The sequence below is a fragment of the Novipirellula methanifontis genome (assembly GCF_052161655.1).
GTDB lineage: Bacteria > Planctomycetota > Planctomycetia > Pirellulales > Pirellulaceae > Novipirellula.
Genome location: NZ_CP197418.1, coordinates 8,195,622 through 8,219,290, shown reverse-complemented (window position 1 = coordinate 8,219,290; position 23,669 = coordinate 8,195,622). Strand labels below are relative to the sequence as shown.

Annotated in this window: 21 protein-coding genes; 16 read left to right on the top strand and 5 right to left on the bottom strand. The window is 54.1% G+C overall.

Annotated elements, in window-relative coordinates; genetic code table 11:
* Nucleotides 1-16 precede the first annotated feature (16 nt).
* From SH528x_RS29125 to SH528x_RS29105, 5 genes are all read left to right on the top strand, one after another.
* Entirely contained in the window at nt 17-1,111 is a 1,095-nt protein-coding gene (locus tag SH528x_RS29125) for an SGNH/GDSL hydrolase family protein (RefSeq protein ID WP_442506950.1), read from the top strand.
* Nucleotides 1,108-2,940, top strand: a complete 1,833-nt coding sequence (locus tag SH528x_RS29120; RefSeq protein WP_442506949.1) for a carbamoyltransferase family protein — start codon at nt 1,108-1,110, stop codon at nt 2,938-2,940. Before SH528x_RS29125 ends, SH528x_RS29120 begins: the two co-directional genes overlap by 4 nt.
* The gene (locus SH528x_RS29115; RefSeq protein WP_442506948.1) at nt 2,940-3,347 is read left to right on the top strand and encodes an SxtJ family membrane protein; all 408 of its coding nucleotides are present in this window, start codon (nt 2,940-2,942) and stop codon (nt 3,345-3,347) included. Before SH528x_RS29120 ends, SH528x_RS29115 begins: the two co-directional genes overlap by 1 nt.
* Before the next feature lie 9 nt (nt 3,348-3,356).
* On the top strand, nt 3,357-3,563 hold the full coding sequence (locus tag SH528x_RS29110) for a DUF5989 family protein (RefSeq protein ID WP_442506947.1): 207 nt from the start codon (nt 3,357-3,359) through the stop codon (nt 3,561-3,563).
* Nucleotides 3,564-3,928: 365 nt separating this feature from the next.
* Nucleotides 3,929-4,750, top strand: coding sequence for an FkbM family methyltransferase (locus tag SH528x_RS29105; protein ID WP_442506946.1), 822 nt, complete (start codon nt 3,929-3,931; stop codon nt 4,748-4,750).
* Nucleotides 4,751-5,202: 452 nt separating this feature from the next.
* Here the strand turns inward: SH528x_RS29105 and SH528x_RS29100 are convergent, their stop codons facing one another.
* Nucleotides 5,203-7,086, bottom strand: a complete 1,884-nt coding sequence (locus SH528x_RS29100) for a hypothetical protein (protein ID WP_442506945.1) — start codon at nt 7,084-7,086, stop codon at nt 5,203-5,205.
* A gap of 894 nt (nt 7,087-7,980) precedes the next feature.
* On the opposite strand from SH528x_RS29100, the gene groL (SH528x_RS29095) reads away from it, so the two are divergent.
* The 8 genes from groL (SH528x_RS29095) to corA all read left to right on the top strand — a co-directional run bounded on the left by groL (SH528x_RS29095) (nt 7,981) and on the right by corA (nt 16,287).
* Nucleotides 7,981-9,693, top strand: coding sequence for a chaperonin GroEL (gene groL / locus SH528x_RS29095; RefSeq protein WP_442506944.1), 1,713 nt, complete (start codon nt 7,981-7,983; stop codon nt 9,691-9,693).
* A gap of 164 nt (nt 9,694-9,857) precedes the next feature.
* Complete coding sequence (gene groES / locus SH528x_RS29090; RefSeq protein WP_146596752.1) at nt 9,858-10,154, top strand: co-chaperone GroES; 297 nt, start codon at nt 9,858-9,860, stop codon at nt 10,152-10,154.
* Between the two features lie 140 nt (nt 10,155-10,294).
* The gene (groL, locus tag SH528x_RS29085; RefSeq protein WP_442506943.1) at nt 10,295-11,914 is read left to right on the top strand and encodes a chaperonin GroEL; all 1,620 of its coding nucleotides are present in this window, start codon (nt 10,295-10,297) and stop codon (nt 11,912-11,914) included.
* A gap of 254 nt (nt 11,915-12,168) precedes the next feature.
* Nucleotides 12,169-13,329 (top strand): molecular chaperone DnaJ, encoded by a 1,161-nt coding sequence (gene dnaJ, locus SH528x_RS29080; RefSeq protein ID WP_442506942.1) that lies wholly within the window; start codon nt 12,169-12,171, stop codon nt 13,327-13,329.
* A gap of 8 nt (nt 13,330-13,337) precedes the next feature.
* Nucleotides 13,338-13,913 carry a nucleotide exchange factor GrpE gene (grpE, locus tag SH528x_RS29075; protein WP_442506941.1) on the top strand — a complete coding sequence of 192 codons (576 nt, stop codon included), beginning with the start codon at nt 13,338-13,340 and terminating at the stop codon, nt 13,911-13,913.
* 73 nt (nt 13,914-13,986) lie between these two features.
* On the top strand, nt 13,987-14,298 hold the full coding sequence (locus SH528x_RS29070; RefSeq protein WP_442506940.1) for an FmdB family zinc ribbon protein: 312 nt from the start codon (nt 13,987-13,989) through the stop codon (nt 14,296-14,298).
* Between the two features lie 2 nt (nt 14,299-14,300).
* On the top strand, nt 14,301-14,867 hold the full coding sequence (locus SH528x_RS29065; RefSeq protein ID WP_442506939.1) for an isochorismatase family protein: 567 nt from the start codon (nt 14,301-14,303) through the stop codon (nt 14,865-14,867).
* A 304-nt stretch (nt 14,868-15,171) separates the two neighbouring features.
* Complete coding sequence (gene corA, locus SH528x_RS29060; protein ID WP_442506938.1) at nt 15,172-16,287, top strand: magnesium/cobalt transporter CorA; 1,116 nt, start codon at nt 15,172-15,174, stop codon at nt 16,285-16,287.
* Nucleotides 16,288-16,323: 36 nt separating this feature from the next.
* On the opposite strand, the gene SH528x_RS29055 is transcribed toward corA, so the two are convergent.
* Entirely contained in the window at nt 16,324-17,412 is a 1,089-nt protein-coding gene (locus tag SH528x_RS29055) for a DUF1570 domain-containing protein (RefSeq protein WP_442506937.1), read from the bottom strand.
* 121 nt (nt 17,413-17,533) lie between these two features.
* Here SH528x_RS29055 and SH528x_RS29050 point away from each other — a divergent pair, with 121 nt between their 5' ends.
* The 3 genes from SH528x_RS29050 to SH528x_RS29040 all read left to right on the top strand — a co-directional run bounded on the left by SH528x_RS29050 (nt 17,534) and on the right by SH528x_RS29040 (nt 21,212).
* A complete protein-coding gene (locus SH528x_RS29050; RefSeq protein WP_442506936.1) occupies nt 17,534-18,829 on the top strand; it encodes a hypothetical protein in 1,296 nt (431 codons plus the stop codon).
* The gene (locus tag SH528x_RS29045) at nt 18,826-19,824 is read left to right on the top strand and encodes a peptidylprolyl isomerase (RefSeq protein WP_442506935.1); all 999 of its coding nucleotides are present in this window, start codon (nt 18,826-18,828) and stop codon (nt 19,822-19,824) included. Before SH528x_RS29050 ends, SH528x_RS29045 begins: the two co-directional genes overlap by 4 nt.
* A 65-nt stretch (nt 19,825-19,889) precedes the next feature.
* On the top strand, nt 19,890-21,212 hold the full coding sequence (locus SH528x_RS29040; RefSeq protein ID WP_442506934.1) for an NTP/NDP exchange transporter: 1,323 nt from the start codon (nt 19,890-19,892) through the stop codon (nt 21,210-21,212).
* Between the two features lie 78 nt (nt 21,213-21,290).
* Here SH528x_RS29040 and SH528x_RS29035 read toward each other — a convergent pair whose 3' ends face one another.
* The 3 genes from SH528x_RS29035 to SH528x_RS29025 form a co-directional block, all read right to left on the bottom strand.
* Nucleotides 21,291-21,725 carry a hypothetical protein gene (locus SH528x_RS29035; RefSeq protein WP_442506933.1) on the bottom strand — a complete coding sequence of 145 codons (435 nt, stop codon included), beginning with the start codon at nt 21,723-21,725 and terminating at the stop codon, nt 21,291-21,293.
* A gap of 32 nt (nt 21,726-21,757) precedes the next feature.
* Nucleotides 21,758-22,114 (bottom strand): hypothetical protein, encoded by a 357-nt coding sequence (locus tag SH528x_RS29030; protein WP_442506932.1) that lies wholly within the window; start codon nt 22,112-22,114, stop codon nt 21,758-21,760.
* Nucleotides 22,115-22,253: 139 nt separating this feature from the next.
* Nucleotides 22,254-23,057, bottom strand: coding sequence for a hypothetical protein (locus SH528x_RS29025; protein WP_442506931.1), 804 nt, complete (start codon nt 23,055-23,057; stop codon nt 22,254-22,256).
* Between the last annotated feature and the right edge of the window lie 612 nt (nt 23,058-23,669).

Here is a 23,669-nt window from a genome sequence, read left to right as displayed (position 1 = left end):
TTCTTTTTAATCATTCATGTCAGCTGCTAAGAAAATCTCTGCAAAGAAACGCCGGCGTGTTTTTATTGGATTAGCGATTTCGCTGGGGTTTCTCGGAGCCTTGATCTTCAGTGAGATTGCGTTGCGAGTGTACGTGGCTAGCCGTGGATGGACGCCGAATTGTTACGTGACGCACCTTGCGTTGTTGGTTCCTGACTCCGATGCGGGATATTCGCTCCGAAAGAACACGCGACTAAAGTCCTCAGGTTGCGATATCCGAATCAATTCACTTGGTTTGCGAGGTCCAGAAATCTCTGAAGACAAACGCGATCATGTCACTCGGATCGCGGTGTTGGGCGGTTCGAGCGTCTTTGGCTACCTGGTTCCCGAGGGCGAAGATTCTTGTCGGGTGATGGAGGAGATTCTTCGCGAGCGAGGCGTAGACGCTGAAGTAATCAATGCGGGGGTTAACGGTTACAGCATGACCCAATGTCGACACCGTTACGAGCAAGTCGTCGCGCCGCTTCGTCCCGACTTCGTGATCTTGTACCTTGGATGGAACGACACCCTCTATTTGATACAGGATGCAGACCAAGCAAGTCGCAATGCACCTTCTGCGCCTTCGTTGACAAAAAGAGTTTTTTCGAAGAGCACGCTCTATGGTCTCTTACGCTACCGACTATTCCCCGAAAAGAATCCTGTCTTCGCGGCACCTGAATCGTCAAACTCTCAAATGTCCGAAAGTGGAAAGCGTCAGTTTCGAGACGACTTCAAAGCTTTGGTCAAAGCCGTCGAAGAATCCGGTGCTGTGCCAGTCGTCTCAACGCAAGTGATGGCGACCAGCGAGCATTGTGAAGGATTGGATTGGCATCTTGGTAGCACCTCCAAGCAAATCGCGGCGAATCAAGTGATCGGAAGGTGGATTGTGGACACGGAACGCGAGATTGCCGCCGATAATCAATTGTTGTTAATCGATTGCACGAAGGAGGTTCCCTGTAGCGACGATACGTTGGGTGATCCCATTCACTTGACAAAAAAAGGACATCGACTGGTGGCGGAGCTTTGGGTGCAAGGTTTAATGCCGTTGTTAAAACCTTCAAATATTGATGACGCAGATGAGGTTGCCCCGTGACATTGATTCTCGGCATCTCTGCGTTCTACCATGATTCGGCGGTTGCGATTATTCGCGACGGAGAGGTTATTGCTGCGGCGAGCGAAGAACGTTTCACACGAAAGAAACATGACGAGTCGTTTCCGCTAAACGCCATGCACGAGTGTTTGCGGATGGCCGACGCCGACGTTGGCGATCTTGACTACGTTGGGTTTTATGAAAAGCCGTTCTTGAAGTTTGATCGGCTGCTGGAAACCTATTTGACCTACGCGCCAGCAGGTTACGGCAGCTTCTTTCGTGCGATGCCTAGTTGGCTGCAAACAAAGTTGCATCTGCCTCGTGAAATCCGTAAACATTTAGGGAAGCAGTACAAACGCCGGATCGTGTTTTGCGAACACCATGAATCGCACGCAAGCAGTGCGTTCTTTCCGAGTCCATTTGATGAAGCTGCAATCCTGACCATCGACGGCGTGGGCGAATGGGCGACGACAAGCTGGGGCGTCGGCCGCGGAAACCGTATCACGCTGAAAAATGAAATCCGATTTCCGCATTCTTTGGGTCTGCTCTACTCGGCGTTCACCTATTTCTGTGGGTTCAGGGTCAATTCCGGCGAGTACAAATTGATGGGGTTGGCTCCCTATGGAGAACCTCGATTTGCCGACTTGATTTTCAAGCACCTAATTGAAATCCATGATGACGGGAGCTACCGGCTGAACATGGACTATTTCTCGTACTGTCATACGTTGCGCATGACCGATCGGAAAATGGAGCGATTGCTGGGAGTCACACGCCGCAAAGCGGAAGAGAAAATCCGCGAAGTGGATATGGATATTGCAGCAAGTATTCAGCGAGTCACCGAAGAAGTTGTATTGCGAATGGCGCATCATGTCTTCGATCAAACGAAGCTCGATTCCTTGTGCATGGCTGGCGGGGTCGCTTTAAATTGCGTCGCAAATGGACGGCTGTTGCGAGAAGGACCGTTCAAGCAGATCTGGGTTCAACCTGCTGCCGGTGACGCCGGAGGAGCACTCGGAGTTGCCTGGCTGATTTGGAATCAATTGTTAGGCAAACCACGTGTTGCCACGGCCATCAGTGCCCAGCCGAGTTCGCTGCTCGGGCCGCCTGCGGATCGCGAAGACGATTTGCGGGCGCTGCGAGATAGTGGTGCGGTAATGCAACACCTGCCGCTGGACGACGAGCTTTACGCAGCGGCGGCCAAGCTTCTTGCCGATGGGAATGTGGTCGGTTGGGTCCAGGGCAACATGGAATTCGGGCCGCGGGCGCTCGGCGGACGCAGTATCCTCGGGGATCCCCGAAACCCTGAAATGCAATCGGTGATGAACCTGAAGATCAAGTATCGGGAGTCCTTCCGTCCTTTCGCGCCGAGTATCTTAGAAGAACACAGTCAGGATTATTTCAAGATGCCTGATGGGACAGCGAGCCCGTACATGTTGTTCACGTTTGACGTGCAAGAAAAGCGACGCCTGCCGATTGATGAGTCGATTCCGCCTGGCATCGAAAGGGTAAAACAGTCGCGAAGCGATCTGCCTGCGATCACGCATTTAGACTATTCCGCCCGGGTGCAAACCGTCAGCCAGCAAAGGCATCCGCGTTTCTACGGACTGCTGCGAAAATTCTATGAGGAAACAGGCTGTCCTGCGGTTATCAACACCAGTTTCAATGTGCGAGGTGAGCCGATCGTCTCAACCGCAGCGGACGCGTACCGTTGCTTCATGGCTACCGAGATGGACGCTTTGGTGATCGGGAACTATCTCATGCTGAAAACCGAGCAACCAGAGTCAGCTCGTCAATCGAGCCAGCAATATCTTAATGAATTGGAGCCGGACTGATGTCATTGCTTGATCTCAATGCGGCTCCTTCGAGTTCGATGAAACGATGGTTTGGGCTGTCCTTGTCATCGCTGTTTCTGATTCTTGCTTATGTGGTGCGGCACAGCGCAAGCGTCGTTGCGATGGCTCTGGCGATCGCAGGGGTGTTGGTCGGCGTGATATACTATTGCGTACCGAGTGCACCATTGCGAGTGATTCGAGCTTGGCAATATGTCACGTACCCGATTGCGTGGACGATCAGTCATCTGTTGTTAGGGACCGTCTTTTTCGGCATTGTCCTGCCAACGGGGATCGTGCTTCGGTTGCTGGGGTATGATCCATTGCGATTGAGGAAACGCGATTCCGCCTCCAACTGGATTCCTCGGCGTGAAGACAGCGATACCTCCCGTTACTTCAAACAGTTTTGAGACAAAACGATGGACGATCCGCAAAGCTCTCAAGAACACGAATTTGAAAACCAAGCCGAAGGCGAAGACTTAGGTTTCGTGCAGGAGTTCGTCATGTTTTTGCAAGAGAACAAAAAATGGTGGCTCATACCACTGCTCGGTGCCTTGCTGTCGATTGGCGCGATCGCTCTCTTAGCCGGCAGCGGCGCCGCCCCCTTCATCTACACGCTCTTTTAGCAATACTGCAAAAATGTTGCTATGATTCTGCCGCAGTTGACGTTGGAGTCCGGCTTTTCAATGTGGGATAGACTTCCAGCCTGTCATGCCGATTCAATGCTTTCTTTGCCATATGCCTGAACCGCTGCTCACGATTTACAACCATCACAATCCCGCGTCGGGCGCTCCGCTCTTCTCTTTTGAGCCCAAGGTCATTGCCATGTCCATATGCTCGCGGAATCGCTCTGTTTGTACTTAGCTCACTGACAAAATGGGGGGGCGACAAAGGGGCTTGGCGTCCATGTCCATTGGTTCCGTCGCCCTAGATGCAATTATTGCGGGGGCGTTTGGTAGGTAGCGACTGATCTCTCGTTGGCAAGAAACGCATGAATATCAAGCAGATCCTACTTGGCACGCGACTTGGAAATTTGGCGATGCTCTCGAGAGAGAAGATCGACATAGTGCGTACGGCGCTTACTCGGCCTGAGGCAGTGGGCACCGTTGCTAATGATCAACTCGCCAGTCTGCTGGTTGTATCGATCTGCCAATCCGATATGACGTTTCTCGATGTCGGTGCCCATATTGGAAGCGTTATCTCGGCTGTCCACAAACATGGCCCAACGGTGAAGATCATCGCAGTCGAAGCGATGCCAGAGAAAGCGGCGAGACTTCGCCACAAGTTTCCGCACGTCGTTCTGCATGCTTGTGCGGTGGGAGAAGTCGACGGCGAGATGACGTTTTTTATCGACACGCGGCAGTCGGGCTACAGTTCGCTCATCGCACCGGATGACAATCAATCGCACATCCATGAAATTCGGGTCGCGGTCAAGCGATTGGACACGCTGATCCCAGATGATGCCATCGTTGACGTGATGAAGATCGATATTGAAGGGGCCGAACTTGGGGCTCTTCGCGGGGCCACCAACATGCTGTCGAGATGCAGGCCCGTTGTCATGTTTGAAAGTGCTCCCACCCGTTTAAGCTCAAGCTACGAATCCCAAGACCTCTATCGATTTTTCGATCAACGCGGATATGAGATTTTTGTGCCCAATCGCCTCGCTCACAACGGCAGTGGGCTTAGCGAAGAGGGATTCCTCGAGAGTCATCTTTACCCACGCAGAGCCACCAATTATTTCGCGGTGCACCGAGATCGCCGGATCGAGATTCGGGATAGGGCACGCCGAGTCCTCGGTATCCACGTTGAATGAGTGATTCGGCGCGTTCGACTCCGTGATCCAATGGATCGTCGCCGCGTCGAGCAAAATAAGCACGTCGGCAGGAGCTTTGCGGTGTCATTCGATTAGCCGTTTGGACCAACGCTGTTAAGCATTTTCTGGTAGCTACCTTCGCCAGAAGGTGGTGATTCGCATTGGACGGCAACCATCCACGCTCTGGCGAGCGTAGCTACAAAACGCAAATGCCGTAAGTTGCTGCCTCAAAATGCTTCACAGCGTTGCGTATCGACGCAAGTTCCAGGTGTTTGCACCGTGTGCTCCGAGTCGCTTAGAATGTTCACTGGCATCGGATTGCTTGTGGTCACAATGGGCTGACACGCTCATGGTCCATGAAAAAAGGACGCGGCGACTTTGTCTTTCGACATTGCCGCCGCGCCCTTTGAAGATCTCTGCCTCATCAAGCTGCTTGAGTTCTCGCCGGACTCTTAGGGCCGAATGGCGCCCCAGCCGGATTCTTGGCGTTTCCGTTTTGGAGGAGTTCGAGTTTCTGGCTGGCGAACTTCCATCTGGCGAACGTCGGGCTGATAAGTCCGATTCACTTGATGGCGTGATTCCGATTCAAACGTTCGCTCTCGCACGAGTGCCGCCTCACGAACGGGGATCGAATAGTTGCCGCGGTCCCGGTTGGATGCGTTGATCGGCTGCTCGCTGCTTGGTGGCAGCGGCGGGGCAGCCAGGGGGCGGTCACTCTCGCTGGGTTGCGATTGCACCTCGAGTGTTCGGCGTTGGAACGGCGAAATGTACTCTGGCGGAGCTTGGATGGGATGGACGCTCGAGTAGCCCAGCTTGCTTGGCGCTTCGTTTGCTGCCGTGATCATCCGGTCGGATGCTCCCTGCTGGTTGGATCCGAATACCGACGAGTCAGCTGGATTTTGCAATCGCCACTCGGTTTTCGTTTGCGGTTTCGCATCGGAATCCGAGCTATTGCCATTGCGGTTTTCATCCAAGTAACGGTCGATGTCGCTGCGATAGCCACTTTGCTCGCTGGATTGAGTAGGAAGTCCCGATTCGAGGCGAGGTTGGTCCAGCGGAGCGCGGTCGCCGTTGGAGGACGACGCGGCGCCAGAGAGCGGTTCAGTGTTTGGCGCGTAACTGCTGCTTGGAGCGGTTGACGGAATGGGGATCGTCATCGAGCTGTTTGGTGACGAGATGGCACCCGTTTGATTGACGCTGCCAAATGGGCTGGCAGTATACGGGCTGGGCGTGTACTGCGAGGCCGATCCGTATGCCGAGCTTTGGCTGAAACTTTGTGGGGCTTGTCCGCCGCTCAGGCTCGGTGGATTCATCGGCACTGAATCGCTAGGGGCTCCGAACGGATTGCTGGTTCCCGAGGCAGAGCCAACGGGAACCGGTTGACCAATCGGCACCGGTTGCCCGATGGGAGTGGGTTGCCCGATGGGAGTGGGTTGGCCAATCGGTGTGGGCTGATAACCGCCGGGTTGGTTCGCGCCCAAGCTGCTGTAGGGTGATCGTTGAAGTTGATCCAGATACGACGTGCATCCTTGTTGGGTCGTCACCGTCGTGCCCGACACGGGGTCAACCGCAGTGACAGGGCGATAGTAGGTGACAGGGGCCCGATAGTACGACGAGCGATAGTCGGTACCAAACAATGCGCCAAAGAATCGTCCCAGTCCTCCCACACGGGGTTGAGCGGGGACGACAAACGGCGGCGCAACTTGAGTTGCCGGAATCGCCGTGGATGGGGTCGCGTAGGCTGCCGAGTACGATTGCGAAGGCATCGATTGCATCGGATAGGCATTGTTGCCGCCGAAGAACGATGACGTCGGAGCGTTGCCACGCAGCGATTGCGAGAGCGGAACGCTACCCGCGGGAATCGGAATCGATGACGATGGCGGGTAGGCTGTCGCGATCGGCGCCGAGGTCCCGTTCATCGGCAGGCTATACGAAGTTTGCGCAGTCGCTTGACTCGCGACCGGCATGCCGGTGTAAACCGATGGATTGTTGAGCACATAGGCAGGCCGCTGAGCTTGGTACACACCACTGATTTGATAGCGAGGTGTTGTCGGTTGGACGAGCGGATTCGAACCGTATGCTGAACTGTAAAGGGCGTTGTTTGGGTAGGCTGCGGCGTAAGGCGATGCGGGCGCGTAACCAGCGGAGTAGCCAACCGGAACGGCTCCGTAGTTCGCAGCGTAGGGATAGGCAGCGGTGTACGGCGCATAGCCTGCGGCGTAAGCCGTCGGACGTCCGAAAAGCCAATCAGTTAGGCAGCAAGCAGATGCATCTACTGTCGTAAAGCTAACGGCAGCAAATGTGATTAAAGCGGCTAGGCGTCGTCGTTTCGACATCCAGATTACCCGTGCGTGAGAAACGTGTTCGCTCGCACAGACCCAAGTCCGCGCGAGACTACATGAGCAAGTGGACGTCCGAAGCCGCGTTAGGTCAACGTTTCTTGAATGAAGTTCCTTTGAATGGTAAACGTTTCCGGTCAGCTGATAACGGTTAAAACGATCGCAGTGAATTTATTGCCCCCCATCGGTCCGCTTGCCGACACCTAGCGTTCCGTGTCGTCGGCGGGATCGTCCACGATTTTGCCTCTGCAAGATCGCGTCACGAAGTCATGCCAGGTTGTTGATGTCGCCGTAGCTAAACTCACCAGAGCGTGGAGTCGTTGGCTTCGACCAGAGCGTGGAGTGATTCAACGTATCTCCACCGTCTGGCCACGATAGCTACCGTTTTGTCGGGCGAGTCTAAAATCCACTTTGGCGGAATGAGATCAGCAATTTGACGTCCCAAGCGACGGCAGCACAGTTTCGCCACCGCCCCCCCTCCAAACGCGAGTGTGCAGTATCCCTAAACGAGCGACAAGCTGGTCCGCACGCTCCTTTGACCTAGTCCTGCCAAGCTGACACGAGGCGAACGTCGCGAACTCATCCCAAATCGGCTTCACGATCCATAAGTCGTTTTCAAACAAAGACTTGCGGACATTTTTCCAGGCGTGGCACACGGGTTGCTCTCCAGAGGAGCCAACCGGCTGGCTGCTGCCACCGTTGCAGACTTACGTTCATCCGCAAGGCAGGCGTGTCGTCTTTCCTCATTGAAAGACCGACTGCTTCCTTCGCGGCAGAATCTCAATTTCGACCACATTCCTTTACTTTGTTGTTGTTTGGCTCTCGTGCCCCTATATGGGGGCGGAGCCAGTCGGCAGCATTCATTAGACGAAACCACAGGAGAAAAACGTCGTGGCAAAGCAAATCGTTTTCGACGACGATGCACGCGGGCCATTGTTGGCCGGTGTCAGCAAATTGGCGCGAGCCGTCCGCAGCACCTTGGGACCTCGCGGTCGCAATGCAGTGTTGGACAAAGGCTGGGGCTCACCCAAAGTCACCAAAGACGGTGTGACGGTTGCTGAAGACATCGAATTAGACGATCCGTTTGAGAACCTTGGGGCTCAACTCGTCAAAGAAGCCGCTAGCAAGACCAATGACGTCGCTGGCGACGGCACGACCACGGCAACGGTTTTGGCCGAAGCAATCTTCCGTGAAGGCCTGAAAATGGTCGCCATGGGCGCCGACCCAATGGCCCTTTCCCGAGGTATCGCCAAGGGCGTTGATGCCGTTGTGGCTCATATTGGCAAGCTGGCCAAGCCAATCGACGAGAAAAGCAAGAGCGACATCAAGCAAGTTGCAACCATCGCTGGAAACAACGATCCCGAAATTGGCAACGTGCTTGCCGACGCGTTCACCAAAGTGGGTAAGAACGGCGTGATCACGGTCGAAGAAGGCCGTACGAACGAAACCACCGTCGACGTTGTCGAAGGGATGCAGTTCGATCGCGGATTCCTGTCGCCTCACTTCGTCACCAACCAAGACGAAGTTTCGGTGGAACTCGAGGATTGTTACGTCCTGCTCTTCGAAGAGAAGATCAGTGCGAACAAGAAGATGATTCCATTGTTGGAAGCGGTCAGCAAATCGAAGAAGCCTTTGCTGATCATCGCCGAAGACGTCGAAGGCGAAGCGCTGGCGACTTTGGTTGTCAACAAGATGCGTGGCATCCTGACTGTCTGTGCTGTGAAGGCACCTGGTTATGGCGATCGTCGTAAAGCAATCCTCGGCGACATTGCTGTGTTGACCGGCGGAAAGGCGATCTTCAAAGACCTCGGTATCGATCTGGAAAGCGTCAAGCTGAGCGACCTTGGCCGTGCCAAGAAGATTCGCATCACCAGCGAAGCGACCACCATGGTTGGCGGTGCTGGCAAGAAGGCTGATATCGAGGGCCGCGTTGAACAGATCCGCCGCGAGATCAGCAACACTGACAGCGATTACGATCGCGAAAAGTTGCAAGAGCGTTTGGCGAAGCTCGCCGGTGGTGTTGCTCAGATCAGCGTCGGTGCTGCGACCGAAACTGAAATGAAAGAGCGTAAAGCACTTCTTGACGATGCTCGTGCAGCTACACAAGCCGCACTCGAAGAAGGCATTGTTCCCGGTGGCGGAACCGCACTGCTTCGCTGCCGTGGCGTTGTGGAAAAATTGGAAAAGGAAACCGAAGGCGATCAAAAACTGGGTGTCCGAATTATTCGTAACATCTTGGATCAGCCTCTGCGTGCGATCGCCAACAACGCGGGCCTTGATGGTGCGGTTGTGGTTAATCGCGTACTGCAGATGAAGGGCAAGCATGACGGTTACGATGCGAACGCCGAGGTCTATTGTGATCTCGTTGCCGCTGGAATCGTTGACCCCGCCAAAGTGGTTCGCACTTCGCTAACCAACGCGGCAAGCGTCGCATCGCTGTTGTTGACCACCGAATCGTTGGTTGCCGAAATTCCGAGCGAAGAAGAAGAAGGCGGCGGCGATCACGGTCATGACCACGGTATGGGTGGCATGGGCGGAATGGGCGGCGGCATGCCAGGCATGGGCGGAATGGGTGGCATGGGCGGAATGGGCGGCATGATGTAATGCATTGGCCTCGCATCGAGATTGGGATCGCGACCGGACGCATCTGCATTCGGCTGCGGTCCCCCGGCGAGGCACGCTTTTTCCTGTACAGAACCCGTTTGGCTCTGTCCTCTGTTTCAGCAAAACCTTTTAAACACAACTCTCAATACAGATAAGAAAATACTATGGCAAAAATGAACCTACGTCCTTTGGATGATCGCATTGTTGTTGAGCCTGTCGAAGCCGAAGAAACCACCGCTGGCGGTATCGTGCTTCCCGATTCGGCTCGTGAAAAACCACAACGTGGTACGGTTGTCGCCGTCGGTCCTGGCAAGATGTTGGACAGCGGAAACCGTGGTGAGCTAAGCGTCACCGTTGGCGACGTTGTGATCTACGGCAAGTACGGCGGAAGTAACATCGAAGTCGATGGCCGCGAAATGAAGATCCTTCGCGAAAGCGACATCTTGGCAAAAGTTCTGTAGTGAACGGCACTTTTGGTTTTTCGCAGTGAGCCGACCCCGTCGGCTCTGCTGCGATGGACGAAACGTCTCAGCGGTGTGTGTGTCACTGCCGCTGATTGCAACAAAACGAACAACAGCAATTTTATTACAGGAATTCACTCGTGGCAAAACAACTGCTATTTGACGACTACGCGCGAGCTCGCATGATGGCGGGCGTCGACAAGTTGGCCAATGCGGTCGCCGTAACGATGGGCCCCACCGGTCGCAACGTGATGATCGACAAGTCGTTTGGCGGACCGACCGTAACGAAGGACGGTGTCACCGTCGCTAAAGAAATCGAACTCGAAGATCGCTTCGAGAACATGGGCGCCAAATTGGTGATCGAGGTCGCTCAAAAGACCAGTGATCTCGCCGGTGACGGCACCACCACTGCAACCGTGTTGGCTCGTGCGATCTTCAAAGAAGGTTTGCGTAACATCGTTGCCGGTAGCAACCCAGCGGCCATTCGCCGTGGGATCGACAAAGCGGTTCAAGCCGCAACCGAGCAATTGATCGAGATGGGACAACCCGTCAAGAACAAAGAGCAAATCGCCAACGTTGGTGCGATCAGTGCTAACAACGACAAAGTCATCGGCAACTTGTTGGCCGATGCTTTGGAACGAGTTGGTAAGGACGGCGTGATCACGGTCGAAGAGGGCAAGAGCCGAGTGACCGAAGTCAATTACGTTGACGGAATGCAGTTCGACAAGGGCTACATCTCGCCTTACTTCATCAACGACCCAAGCACGATGGAAGCGAGCCTCGAGAACGCTTTGGTCCTGCTCTACGAGAAGAAGATCAGCAACATCCGCGATCTTGTTCCATTGTTGGAAAAGGCTGCTCAGACTGGCCAACCATTGTTGATCATCGCCGAAGACGTCGACGCGGAAGCATTGACGTTGTTGGTGGTTAACAAGTTGCGTGGCACGCTGAACGTATGTGCTGTGAAGGCTCCTGGTTTCGGCGATCGTCGCAAAGCAATGCTAGGCGATATCGCGACCTTGACCGGCGGTACGCTGATCAGCGAAGACTTGGGTATCCAACTCGAAAATGTCACGCTTGAGCAACTTGGCCGCGCCAAGAAGGTCACCGTCGACAAGAGCAACACAACCATTGTCGAAGGCAGCGGAAAACGCGGCGACATCGACAAGCGAGTTTCTCAAATTCGTGCTCAAATCGAACAGACCGATAGCGAGTACGACAAGGAAAAATTCCAAGAACGTTTGGCGAAACTGGCCGGTGGCGTTGCCGTCATCAGCGTTGGTGCCGAAACCGAAGCGGAAATGAAGCAAACCAAGGCTCGCTTAGAAGATGCACTGCATGCAACACGTGCGGCTGTCGAAGAAGGTATCCTTCCCGGCGGTGGTGTGGCGCTCGTGCGTTGCTACGAAGCAGTCGAAGCGGCTCAGAAGAAAGCCAAGGGCGACGAAAAGATCGGCGTTGGCATCGTCTTGCACGCTTTGGATGCTCCGATGCGTCAAATCGCTGACAATGGCGGAATCGACGGCAGCGTTGTCGTTGACGAAGTTCGCCAAAAGGGCGCTACGATCGGTTACGACGCCAACACCGGCGAATACTGTGACATGCTAAAAGCGGGCGTTATCGACCCTGTCAAAGTGGCTCGTACCGCGTTGGCAAACGCCGGCAGCATCGCAGGTTTGATGTTGACGACCGAAGCATTGGTTACCAACTTCGATGCCGAAGACAAGGACAAGCGTCAAGTCGAAGGCGTCGTGTCCTAAAGCGAGAGGGTATCCCCCCGCTCGCGGCTAGGAGAGTGTGATAGTCGATAGCGAAGTGCGGCACGCCTTTTGTCGAAAAGGTTGTTGCACGGGTTGTCGAAGCACAATGATTGACAAGAATCGAATCGGGTCGTCGCCAATAGGGCGGACGGCCTGATTTGATATCAGGACCGGATGGAATCTGGTCTGGGATGCAGCGGGAGTCGCTGTGTTGGCTCGTCTGATTTTTAGTTCTGGATAATGTTGCCGCTGTTATGGCTGAAAAACGCGATTATTACGTCATCCTCGGGGTGTCTCGCACTGTGACCAAACAGGAACTCGATCGCGCTTATCGAAAGCTGGCGATTAAGTACCATCCTGATAGTAATAAAAACGACGAGAACGCCGTCGAGATGTTCAAAGAGGCATCCGAGGCTTACGAAATTCTAAGCGACCAAGCGAAACGCGAACGCTACGACCGTTATGGTCACGCCGGTGTCGACGGCATGGCTCATCAATCGCACGATGTCGAAGATATCTTCGAAGCGTTCGGAGATCTGTTTGGCGGCGGGATGTTTGGCGACCTGTTCGGGTCACGTGGCGGCGGCGGTGGTGGTGGTGGAGGCCGGCGACGATCGCGTCGCGGTGCCGATATTCGCTGTAACGTAACGTTGACGCTCGAAGAAGCTGCACGAGGCGTTAGCAAAGACATCTCGTTTCGGCGACGTATTCGCTGCGTAACTTGCGAGGGCAGCGGAGCCGCGCCCGGAAGTAAACCCGAAGCTTGTGCGACCTGTGGTGGTCGCGGGCAAGTGATCCAATCCGCAGGCATCCTGCGAGTGCAAACCGCGTGTCCCCATTGCCATGGCACGGGCCAGCAAATCAGCCAACCTTGTGCCGATTGCCGTGGCGCAGGACTGCAAAACGAAAAAGCCGAGTTGACCGTCGAGATTCCTGCGGGAGTCGACGATGGGATGCGAGTTCGCTTGCAAAGCGAAGGCGAAGCAAGCCCCGATGGCGGACCTCCGGGTGACTGCTATTGTTTCATATCCGTGTTGCCGCATGCGTTGTTCAAACGCGATGGTGTTCACTTGATTCTGCAATTGCCGATCTCGTACACGCAAGCCGCTTTGGGAGCTGAAATTGAAGTTCCGACACTCGATGGACCCGAGTCGCTTCGCGTCGATGCGGGAACACAAAACGGTGACGTGTTTACGCTTCGCGGCAAAGGCATATTGGATCCGCGAGGCGGCCGCGCCGGCGACCTGTTGATCCAAGTGATGATCGAAGTACCGAAGAAACTTTCCGGCGAGCAAGAGAAATTGCTTCGCGAATTAGCGGATCTTGAACATGAAACGGTGTTGCCTCATCGCAAATCGTTTTTAGAAAAGCTCCGAACGTTTTTTGACCCCGATGCACAACCTCAAGAAACTTGAATCGAAACATGAACGAAGAAAATAAATCACAAGAAGAGATTGACGCAATGGATGCCGTGCACGAAGACGACGGGATGCAAGACGATAACGTTGCAGCCGAAAGTCGCGATGAAGAAATGGAGCGATTGCGAGCTTCGTCCGAATCAGCAGAAAAGCGGGTTTTGCAGGCACAGGCCGAAGCCGAGAATTTCCGTAAGCGGATGCGTCGCGATTTCGAAGATCAATTGCGTTACGCGGCGGTCCCCCTAGTCAACGATTTGCTACAAGTTCGCGATAATTTACACCGAGCCATCGAAGCCGCAGGAACAGCCAGCGATTCCGATGGGCTGCGTGACGGTGTTGCGATGGTTGCAAAGCAACTCGACGATACGCTCGCGAAATACCAAATTCGTGAAATCCCCGCAGCGGGCGAATTGTTCGATCCGAACTATCATGAAGCCATCTCACAAATGCCGAGCGATGAACACGCCTCAGGGACGGTGGCTCATGTTGCGGTCAGTGGATTCCAAATGCATGACCGCGTAATTCGCCCAAGCCAAGTCATTGTCAGCACGGGGCCTGCGAGCGAAACATCCGCGAACTAAGATCGCAGAAATCACGTTCGACCCTTGCATTTCAACGTTCCTAACCTGGTCCATTTTTTAAGGCAAATTTCTGATGCCAACTTACGATTATGAGTGCGACGCCTGCGGCCACACCATGGAGCTCTTTCAAGGGATCAACGATCCGGTTGTAAAGAAATGTCCTGAGTGCAAAAAGAACAAACTGAAACGCTTGTTTGGTGCCGGCGCCGCGATTGTGTTCAAAGGCAGTGGATTCTATCAAACCGATTACCGCAGCGATGGATACAAGAAGGCCGCGAAAGCGGACAAATCTTCGACAAGTAGCTCGAGTAAAAGCGAAACGAAGGCGGCTTCGAAAAGCGAGTCAAAGCCTAGCAAGCCCGCAACGCCGAAAAGCGATTCCTAAAGATGCCGCACGTCCATTCGCCGCTAAGGTTGTCAGCGGACCGTAGTGCTTTGTGGGTGATTGATCTGCAAGAGAAACTGGTGCCCGTCGTCCCATCGGGTGACGCCGTTGTCGAGCAAACGATGCGGTTGGTCGAAGCGGCGAAATTATTGGACGTGCCACATGCGGCTACGGTTCAGTACCCCGAGCGGCTTGGTGGTTTGGTTCGTCCACTTGACGATGTTTTTGATTCGCCTGAATCGAAACGAGCATTTAGTGCCACCGTTTGCCGTGACGCGCTGGAATCGTGGGCCAAGCAATCCCGCGATCAAATTGTGATCACGGGAATCGAGACGCACGTTTGTGTGTTGCAAACCGTTTTGGATTCGATCGCCGAAGGGTTTCGTCCGTTTGTTGTTGCCGAAGCGGTGGCGGCACGCCACGGCCGCGATCATGAAATCGCGATCGAGAGAATGCAGATGGCCGGAGCGACGATCACCACGGTGGAATCGGTGCTGTTTGAGTGGGTCGGAACCTCGCTACATCCACAGTTCAAGGCGATTAGCCAACTGGTCAAAAAACGACGTTAGTGTCGGACGTTCACATGCCGAACCCAACAAAGGGTTCGCCGCTAAACGCAACGCTTTCAAGCATTTTGAGCCAGCCAATTACGGCACTTGCGTTCTGTAGCTACGCTCGCCAGAGCGTGGGCAAGCGTCGATAGTTTCCGACCCCTACGAGTCACCACCTTCTGGCGAAGGTAGCTACCAGAAAAGGGTTCGCCGCGTTGTACCAAGCGGGATGATTGCGGCTCGATTCCGCCGTACATTCGCATCTTGTCTGTGAAACGGATAGCATTGGTGAAAACCGTGTGGCACGTCGAAGGCATTTTCTGTGAATGAAGCTGAACAACCTACTCCGCGGCGAATTAATTTTCGCAAACGGTTCTATCATCCGTTTCAGCGTCGTACGCGAGTTGGTTCGGTGCCGGGAAAACTACGTTCAAGCAAGAACGCGGCTCCCACCCATGTCGAGAGGATTTATTTCGATCGAAACACTCTGCATGAAGACGAGTCGGTCGAGGCATCATCGCTCGTCGACGTTGACGAAGGGACCCAGTGGATCAATGTCGTCGGGTTGGCGGATCACAGAACGATCGAAGCGATCGGCGAGTGTTTTGAGATCCACCCGCTGTTGCTAGAAGACATCATTCACACGCACCAGCGACCGAAGGTCGATACGATCAAAGACCGCGTTGTGGTCATTCTGAGGATGACCGACCAGGGAATTCCGCTCCACTTAGAACAGGTTTCCTTGGTGCTCAGCGGCAATACGTTGATCTCGTTCCAAGAACGCCCGGGCGATTCCTTTGAACCAGTGCGAAAACGGATTCGACAATCGCTGGGGCGGATTCGCAGCCAACCGGCTGACTATCTTATGTATTGCTTGATCGACGCACTGCTGGACGCGTACTTTCCGCTGCTGGAACAGTACGGTCGGGTGTTAGAGAAGTTAGAAGATGATGTCACCGACTCTCCTGGACCGCATGAGCAGATGCAGATTCGGGATGTAAAACGCGAGCTCGCTTACTTGCGAAAAACCGCGTATGGTCATCGCGAAACGTTGCAGCGATTGATCCAAGAAGCGGAGGGGCGGTTTAGCGAGGATACGCGGCTCTTTCTACGCGACTGTTTGGATCACGCCAGCCATCTGCTGGACGTAACCGAATCGTTTCGCGAAGTTGTTACCGATTTGCGAGATCTCTATTTCACCAGTCTCAGCCAACGCACCAACGACGTGATGCGTTTGTTGACGTTAATCTCGACCATCTTCATTCCGATGTCGTTTGTCGCAGGGGTCTACGGAATGAATTTCGACAGCAGTCGATCACCGTGGAACATGCCCGAAACACGTTGGGAATGGGGCTATCCGATGGTGCTGATGCTGATGGTTGGCATGGCAACGGGGATGTTATGGGTGTTCTATCGTCGCGGTTGGTTGCGACGTTGAATCGATTTCCAATAAACCGCGGTTAGCGCCGTCGGCTTACAGCGAATCCAAGAACCAACTTACTCGTTTGCTGAAGTCATACGGATCCATCCCAATCACCTCTTCGAAATCGGCTTTTCGCTCGTCACGTTTATAGACGGCAAAGGGACGACGCATCGCCGTGTGCTTGAGGATTGCCGCAAATTCGCTTGGCTGTCGTTCGGCCAGATAGAACATCATCGCCCACGTGACCGAGTATGCTTTCACGACTTGGTCGTCGCTCGTAAACATCTCGTCACCGCTGATCAAACTCAAGACGGCTTGCGTGAACTCGGCATTGTTTTTGCCTGGATAGGATTTTTTCAAAACCTGCAAGCTATCTTCGTTGACTCGCTGGCGTCGCAGTGATGCCGTAGTCGATGTGGTCACGGCAGCCGGTTCGAACAATTGTCCGATCCCTTCGGTGATCCATTTCGGGGTGTCGTTCAAACGGCTGTGGACGCCGGTGTTGAACGCCGACTGATGTGCTGCCTCGTGACGCACCGTTGCAACAATCGAGGCGAGGTGACCGCCGTCGTGCGTCATTACCCGGTTGCTGTTGTTCGAATAAATACCCGCGACTCGAGAAACATCGATGTTTTGGTTTTTGAAGGCGTCATACATTTCGCCGCGATCGGGAAACACGATAGCGACCATCGGGAATCGACCTTGGCGAATTTCGACGCCTCGTTTGCTCATGTAGGAAACAAAACCGCGATGCGATTGCTCGAATAATTTTGCCCAGCGATCGCCACGTCCTACCGGCTGGACCACTAAAAAGTTTTGAGTTGCGACAACTTCAAAATCTTTGCCAAATTCGGCGCGGAGTTGATTTCGCAACTCGGGTGCCGAGAGCGGTTCGTATTGACCGTCGAGCGATTTGAATTTTGTCTCGGGTTGCAGCGGATCGATCGAATGCAGCCATCCATCGCGGCCCATCACGACGATTTCCCGAGCGAGTGAAACCAGCGGAATGCCTCGCTGAAGCCGTCCTGCCTCGGAAAATTCGATCAATCCACTGACTTGTCCCGTTGCCGATTCACAGGCAGACGCGAATAGCAGAGGGATGAAAACGAGCGGTAGAAAACGGGTTCGCGAGGAAGCCATCAATTCGATCCTGTCAGTGCACTGAGGGTGAGCGAGCAGTGCAAACGTAGGTTAGAATCATGACTATGCCCACAATCGCCTGGGGTGATGCAGGACGTTCGTCAAATCAACGGTAACGAAAATGATGATAAAAACAATCGTGACGATTCTTCGGCGTGGGGGGCTGGGGGTAGTGTTGGCCTTCTCGTTCTCGCTGGGGGGACACTGCCAAGAAATTGCGAGTGATCTGAAGTCCGATGTGCTCGAGTGGGTCGACGAGCTCGATGCGTCGAGTTTGGCCAAACGCAAAGCCGCTGAGAATGCATTGATCCAAGCGGGCCCCGAGGTGCTGCAGTATTTGCCCGAAAACAAAACAGGGATGTCGATCGAAGCCTCCGAGCGACTGACGCGAGTTCGTAAAGCGTTGTTTTCGCTGCGAACCCAGACGGAAGTGGAATCGTCGGGAATTTCCATCCGCTTAGGAGATGCCGAGACCGTCGGCGAAGCACTCGAGGCGATCAGCCGCGACAGCGGAATCGAATTTGACTTTGACGGTGACGAATCGATGCCGGTCCAAGCGGTCGCAACGCCGCTGACATTCTGGCATGCAGTCGATCTGGTTCTCGATCAAGCCAATCTCGACATCAATTTTTATGGCGGTGATCGCGAGACGCTACAAATTGTCCAGCGTGAACCCGATCGGCCTTCACGTGTCGATTCGGCCGCCTACACGGGGGTCTATCGCATCGAGCCGACGTCGGTGAACTCACGCCGCGTTTTGAATCGTCCGAAGCTGAGTGCACTGAATATCAGCATGGAAATAAGCTGGGAACCCAAAACCACTCCCATTGGGTTGACTATTCCGATCGCTCAATTGCGAGGCAAACTCGATGACGCGGCAATGTTGAAACCCCAGGAATCCGGCGAGACTATCGACATTGCCACCAATAGCGAAATTGCCTTCAGCGAGTTTTATTTGCCAATGCAATTGCCTGCTGGCCAGCCGCAAAAAATCGAATCACTTTCGGGCGTCATCAAGGCAATCCTGCCGGGCAAACGAAAAACGTTTGAGCTGCCGTTGTCGGAACCGGGCAAGGACGTAAAGCTCGATGCGATGCAGGTGACGCTCGAACAAGTGCGGAAAAACGGGCCGATTCATGAAGTCCGAGTCGCCGTCACGTTGGACGATGCCGGACGGTCGCTGGAAAGTCATCGGCAATGGATCTTCGAAAACAGTGCCTATGTCAAACGTGCGGACGGTTCACGTGCGGATCATCTGGGCTACGAAGTCTATCGGCAAACCGCCAACGGAGTCGGGATCGGCTACCTGTTTGATCTAGGCGATTCGGTCGGCGAAACGACGCTTGTTTACGAGTCGCCTACCGCCGTGGTTGCCAACGAAGTCTCATTCGTTCTGCAGGACATCATGCTGCCATGATCGAGTTCCCCAAAACTGCCTTTACATTTCTCTTCGCAATCACGGTGGTTTCCCCCAGCACGTTTGCCGAAGATAAATGGAAGCCTGAGGATCCGTTTGCCGCGATCAACGGTGAACCTATTTTTCTTGGTGAATTGAATTTGGTTCTGGTCGAGCGGTTCGGCGTCAATCAAGTCAACAAGTTAGACATTCGCGTTCAGCAAGCGACGGCTGCGTTGTTGGTGCGTCGCCATCTCGCGCTCCGCACGCTACATGAACAAGGAGGCGAGTCACTCGCGGCAATCGTCGATCGGCAGGTGGAATCGCTTGCGAGCGAATTAAAGCGGCGCGGTAGCGACATCGAGCGTTATGCAAAAGAACGGCTCTCCACCGAAAAAGCAGTACGTGACGATCTCGATTTCAAGATTTCATGGGGCCAGTATTTGAAAAGCCGATTGACCGAAGCCAACTTACAACGCTTCTTTGAAAATCGCAAAGCGAGCTATGGCGGCGGACGTTGGGAAGTATCTCAGATTTTTGTCTCTGTCGACGCGGCCGATAGTGATGCGGTGCAGAGCGTTCGCAATAACCTTGGCGACTTGGTTCGCGAGATTCGTGATTCGGATGACATCAGCCAAGCTTTTACCGCAGCGGCACGCGATCACAGCGACTCGGTCTCGGCCGGCGAGGGCGGAATGATGGGTTGGGTTGAAAAAGATGGCGACTTGCCATCGAGTGTCATGCAAGCAGTCCGCTCCACCAAGTCGGGCGAAATCAGTGATCCGGTGCAAAGTCCCTTGGGGATGCATGTGGTGTTGGTGCACCGGTTCGAGGAAAAACCGATCACGTTTGACGATCTGAATGACATTGCTCCGCTGCGACGCGATGCTGCGAATGCACTCTTTGATTATCTGATTCAGACTCAAAAGGATGCCCGGGTGACTTGGTTGATCAAATCGCTAGAACCTCCATCGCTCGACGTAACGTCGCCCAATGTTTCTGACGTTGGAAATTAGCCCCGTCGATACTGCGGACGTCGGAGACGTCCGGCGACTTTTTTTGCCTCGGACCCCCTCGACCTGTGAACCGTCTCAACCACTCTACCAGCGAGAATGCCGATTCGATCGGACGGTGGTGGACGCGTGTGGAAGCTCACGAAATCAAGTGTGTCGCGTGGGCGTTTGCATGGTTCTTTTTCATCCTGCTCAGCTATTTCACGATTCGTCCGATTCGCGAGACGATGGGAATCGAAGGGGGGACTGGGAAACTGCCCCATTTGTTTTTCATCACATTCCTAGCCATGCTGGTGGCGGTTCCGGTCTACTCAGGCGTGGTGGCTCGCCTGACTCGCCGCTGGCTCGTGCGAGTGGTGTATCATTTTTTTGCGGGCAGTTTGTTTCTGTTTTGGAGTTTGTTGCAAGTCGAATCGGAGGTGGTCCACGTCTGGACGGCACGAGTTATCTTTATCTGGATCAACGTTTTCGCGTTATTCGCGACGAGCGTATTTTGGAGTGTGTTGGCCGATCTGTTTAGAAGCAATCAAGCGAAACGTTTGTTTGGACTGATTGCCGCCGGAGGCACGTTGGGCGCGATCACGGGTTCATTTTTGACGTCGATCTTGGCAACCCGGCTCTCAACCGACTCTTTGTTGCTGATTCCCGCAGTGTTGCTAGAGTTGGGGTTGGCGTGCGCTTGGCGATTAGAACTGAACTCGCATCTGTTGGTCGACCATGATGTAGCGGAAAAGCCAGATTCGAATTTTTCGCGAGCTGACAAGTCGACCGGCGGCGGACTATGGACCGGAATCACGCAAGTGATGAGTTCGGGATACCTGGCGTCGATCTGTTTGTTTCTGTTCTTGATACAAGTGTTTGCAACCCAGTTGTATTTGCAGCAGGCTGATATCGTGAACATTGCGATTGAGTCAAGCGAGGCGCGGACGGCCTTTTTTGCCAAGATCGACTTAGGGACTCAGTTGCTGACGTTATTGTTGCAAACGACCGTGGCCGGGGCGATTCTTCGGAGACTTGGAATCAGCGTCGCGCTGTCGGTGTTGCCGTTGATCTATTTGTGTGGTTTCGCCGCCCTGGCCAGTGTGCCGACGCTTGGCGTTTTGATGGTGATCATGGTTTGCACGCGTGCGGGAGCCTATGGCATCACAGTACCATCACGAGAAGTTTTGTTCACCGTGGTCAGTCGCGAGCAAAAGTACAAGTCAAAGAGCTTTATCGACACGGTGGTGCTGCGTGGTGGTGACGCGTTGTCGAGTCAATTGTTTGCGGCATTGCAAAAGCTCGGGATCGGTTTAACCGCGATGAATTGGATTGCCGTGCCGCTGACCACCGTTTGGCTACTGATTGCATGGAAACTGGGCCGTAGTCAGGAGCGGCGTGCCAAGCAGTAGGACAGCGAGGGTGAATCGATTTTCGATTCGTCAGTGCTAGGCCCGTCATCGCTGTCAGGCTGGAAGCCTATCCCACATTTAAAGGGGAAACTCTTCGGATGTTCCAACAATCTCAATGTCTTTATCAGCCTGAAAAATCTCTAACATATCTTCGTGTAACTTGTCGGTCCACGCGGATGTGTCGATGAAACGCATCTTCTTCCAGCTCCAATTCCGTGGGCCGCTGGTGCCTTCGGTACACGCGAAATCGGTGGGATTTGAGTCTTCCAATCCGTCGTCAGCATTAATCGAAGAATAGACACAGACTCCGAATTTAAACGGGACCGATTTGATTTCGATCCACCACCCCCAGTCCTCACAGCATGCAAACGGAGCGTCGTAATCGCGATCAGCAAGTTTTGTTTTCAGGTACTCGGCGAACGCTTTGCCGTACATTCCTTCATTTGCCAACTCTTCCTTTTCGCCCGGAAGGATCGGGAATTTGTTCGAGCGGATATGGATGAATCTGTTCATGTCGAGCTACAACCCGTTCGGAATTGCCGATTTCATTCGGTATCGGTCGTCTCGATTTGTTGTGATCGGTTTGCCAGCCAATACCGTCGTGTTTGCGTAAACAAAATTGCAATCACGAGTGCCAGCCACAGCAACGATCCGAGAAACGCCAACACCGTGGCGACTTGATTTGCCTCTTCACCTTGCAGGAAAGCCGCCGCAGTTCCGAGCAGTGTGAATATGGACATGAGCGCCATGGGGGCAAAGATCAGCCACACGCCGGTCAAGACCAGTCGCGAAGGTTGCGCTGTTGCCAACGCACTGTACTTTGGAACAAAATTGTCGTGCCACACGTCTTGATTGAGACGTTCTGATAGAGGGACGTAACGCTCTTGTTCATTTGCTGACATCAATTACTTCCACGGCGGATGAGAAACAAGAAACTCGTGGCTCGAGCGTCTGTTTAAATCGGGGCGCAACCCTGCCATTCTATGCGCACTCGAAACAATATTCCAGTGCGCGTGGATGTAGGTCAGATTGAAGGTCGCGTTAGTTTCCGCCAAGCAAATCATCGGCGGTGTCACCCTGATTTCCGGGGCCGAAATTGGGGTTGGGATTATAGTCGGGTCTCGGGTTGTAATCGGGATTCTGCCCCGCACCGGGGTTAACGGTTGGTGCATAATCTCCACCGCCACCGGCATCATCCGATCCGAGCATCGAAGCGGCTTCGCCGTTGACGTCGTCGCTAATCATTGCCGCAGCGGGACTCGTCGATCGGAGTGCTTGCGGTTGCCCGTCCGCTTGAAGCTGATAGGCCTGAGTGGTTGTACCCCCAGGAGCCTCAAAGTTGACTAAAAAGTTTCGTACGCCAGTGGTCGGTCGATAGACTTGCAATGCAACACGCGTCCCCGCACCGGCCATCGTTTTGAGTCGGGTCACGTCAGCGGGTGAGTGGATGAACACTCGGTGAACCTGGCGGCTCAGCGGATCTCGAAAGGCGCCTTTGACGAGTTGATCGTTGGGGAACAGCCGACCTTGTGCAGGTGTTCCTGGCATCACACTTTGAACGATCACACGCGACCCCGCGTTGTAGATATTGACGCCAAGGGTAACGCCACTGGAATCCGGAGCCGTGGAACCCGGTCCCGGTCGGGGCCCCGGTGGAGTGAATGGAGGCGTGAACGACGGCGGTGAATTGGGCAGATTGCGACCGCAGACCGGGCATGTCGTAGGGTAGTTCACATGCACGATCGCGCCGCATGCACAATGCCAATCCGCTTGGGTTGGCGAAGGATACGCAATCATGAGAGTGGCAATGGTAAACGACGCTGCAACAAACTTTGAGGTGCCCATGATTAATGTCTTCCCGTTCGTAGTTTCGATGAGGGCAGCAATCGTGCCCCCCGTTATTTGTCATGCTAGCCGCGGCAAGATAAGGGGGCAACCAAAAAATATGGGGAGGATTTTGCTGGCGAGAAGACGGTGGCTCAACGTGGATCCAAATTCCCTTTCGCGAAAGTTTTCCGATCGGATTTTGCTTAGAAAAGACATTCGCGCTCTTGGGGTGCGATTTTATTGAGATGGATACAACTCCGTCGTTAATCTTGGCTGCTGAATTCAAACGGGAGGTTCGCTTGGAGTTCATTAAAGGGCCGCAATTGCAGGACATCAACCCTCAACGCTCATTAAGCCCGCCAATGTTGTTGGAACTGCGCCCGGTTGGGAAAGGCTCCCCTCGGGTCTCAACTGGCAATTGTCTTAAGCGATATCGATGTGCGGGTCACGAGCATACAACAACAGGCCTTGTGCTCCGGAACGCAGTCGTCGAGCAAGATGAAGCCAAAGCGAGAGAAGCCGAGCAAGTTCAACTCCGATGCAAGAGAAGGACCAATCGCCAGCAGTTTGGCGTAGCGAATAAAGAGAGCCTCGCCGTGTCAACGCTGGTTGCCATCGACACCAAACAGC

Excerpts from the sequence above, each read along its gene's own strand:
- SH528x_RS29030 (WP_442506932.1), bottom strand. The coding sequence starts at position 22,114 with ATGTCAGCAAATGAACAAGAGCGTTACGTCCCTCTATCAGAACGTCTC.
- SH528x_RS29110 (WP_442506947.1), top strand. The coding sequence starts at position 3,357 with ATGGACGATCCGCAAAGCTCTCAAGAACACGAATTTGAAAACCAAGCC.
- SH528x_RS29025 (WP_442506931.1), bottom strand. The coding sequence starts at position 23,057 with ATGGGCACCTCAAAGTTTGTTGCAGCGTCGTTTACCATTGCCACTCTC.
- SH528x_RS29050 (WP_442506936.1), top strand. The coding sequence starts at position 17,534 with ATGATGATAAAAACAATCGTGACGATTCTTCGGCGTGGGGGGCTGGGG.
- SH528x_RS29065 (WP_442506939.1), top strand. The coding sequence starts at position 14,301 with ATGCCGCACGTCCATTCGCCGCTAAGGTTGTCAGCGGACCGTAGTGCT.
- SH528x_RS29035 (WP_442506933.1), bottom strand. The coding sequence starts at position 21,725 with ATGAACAGATTCATCCATATCCGCTCGAACAAATTCCCGATCCTTCCG.
- SH528x_RS29105 (WP_442506946.1), top strand. The coding sequence starts at position 3,929 with ATGAATATCAAGCAGATCCTACTTGGCACGCGACTTGGAAATTTGGCG.
- SH528x_RS29045 (WP_442506935.1), top strand. The coding sequence starts at position 18,826 with ATGATCGAGTTCCCCAAAACTGCCTTTACATTTCTCTTCGCAATCACG.
- groES (WP_146596752.1), top strand. The coding sequence starts at position 9,858 with ATGGCAAAAATGAACCTACGTCCTTTGGATGATCGCATTGTTGTTGAG.
- SH528x_RS29125 (WP_442506950.1), top strand. The coding sequence starts at position 17 with ATGTCAGCTGCTAAGAAAATCTCTGCAAAGAAACGCCGGCGTGTTTTT.
- SH528x_RS29115 (WP_442506948.1), top strand. The coding sequence starts at position 2,940 with ATGTCATTGCTTGATCTCAATGCGGCTCCTTCGAGTTCGATGAAACGA.
- grpE (WP_442506941.1), top strand. The coding sequence starts at position 13,338 with ATGAACGAAGAAAATAAATCACAAGAAGAGATTGACGCAATGGATGCC.
- SH528x_RS29055 (WP_442506937.1), bottom strand. The coding sequence starts at position 17,412 with ATGGCTTCCTCGCGAACCCGTTTTCTACCGCTCGTTTTCATCCCTCTG.
- SH528x_RS29100 (WP_442506945.1), bottom strand. The coding sequence starts at position 7,086 with ATGTCGAAACGACGACGCCTAGCCGCTTTAATCACATTTGCTGCCGTT.
- SH528x_RS29070 (WP_442506940.1), top strand. The coding sequence starts at position 13,987 with ATGCCAACTTACGATTATGAGTGCGACGCCTGCGGCCACACCATGGAG.
- dnaJ (WP_442506942.1), top strand. The coding sequence starts at position 12,169 with ATGGCTGAAAAACGCGATTATTACGTCATCCTCGGGGTGTCTCGCACT.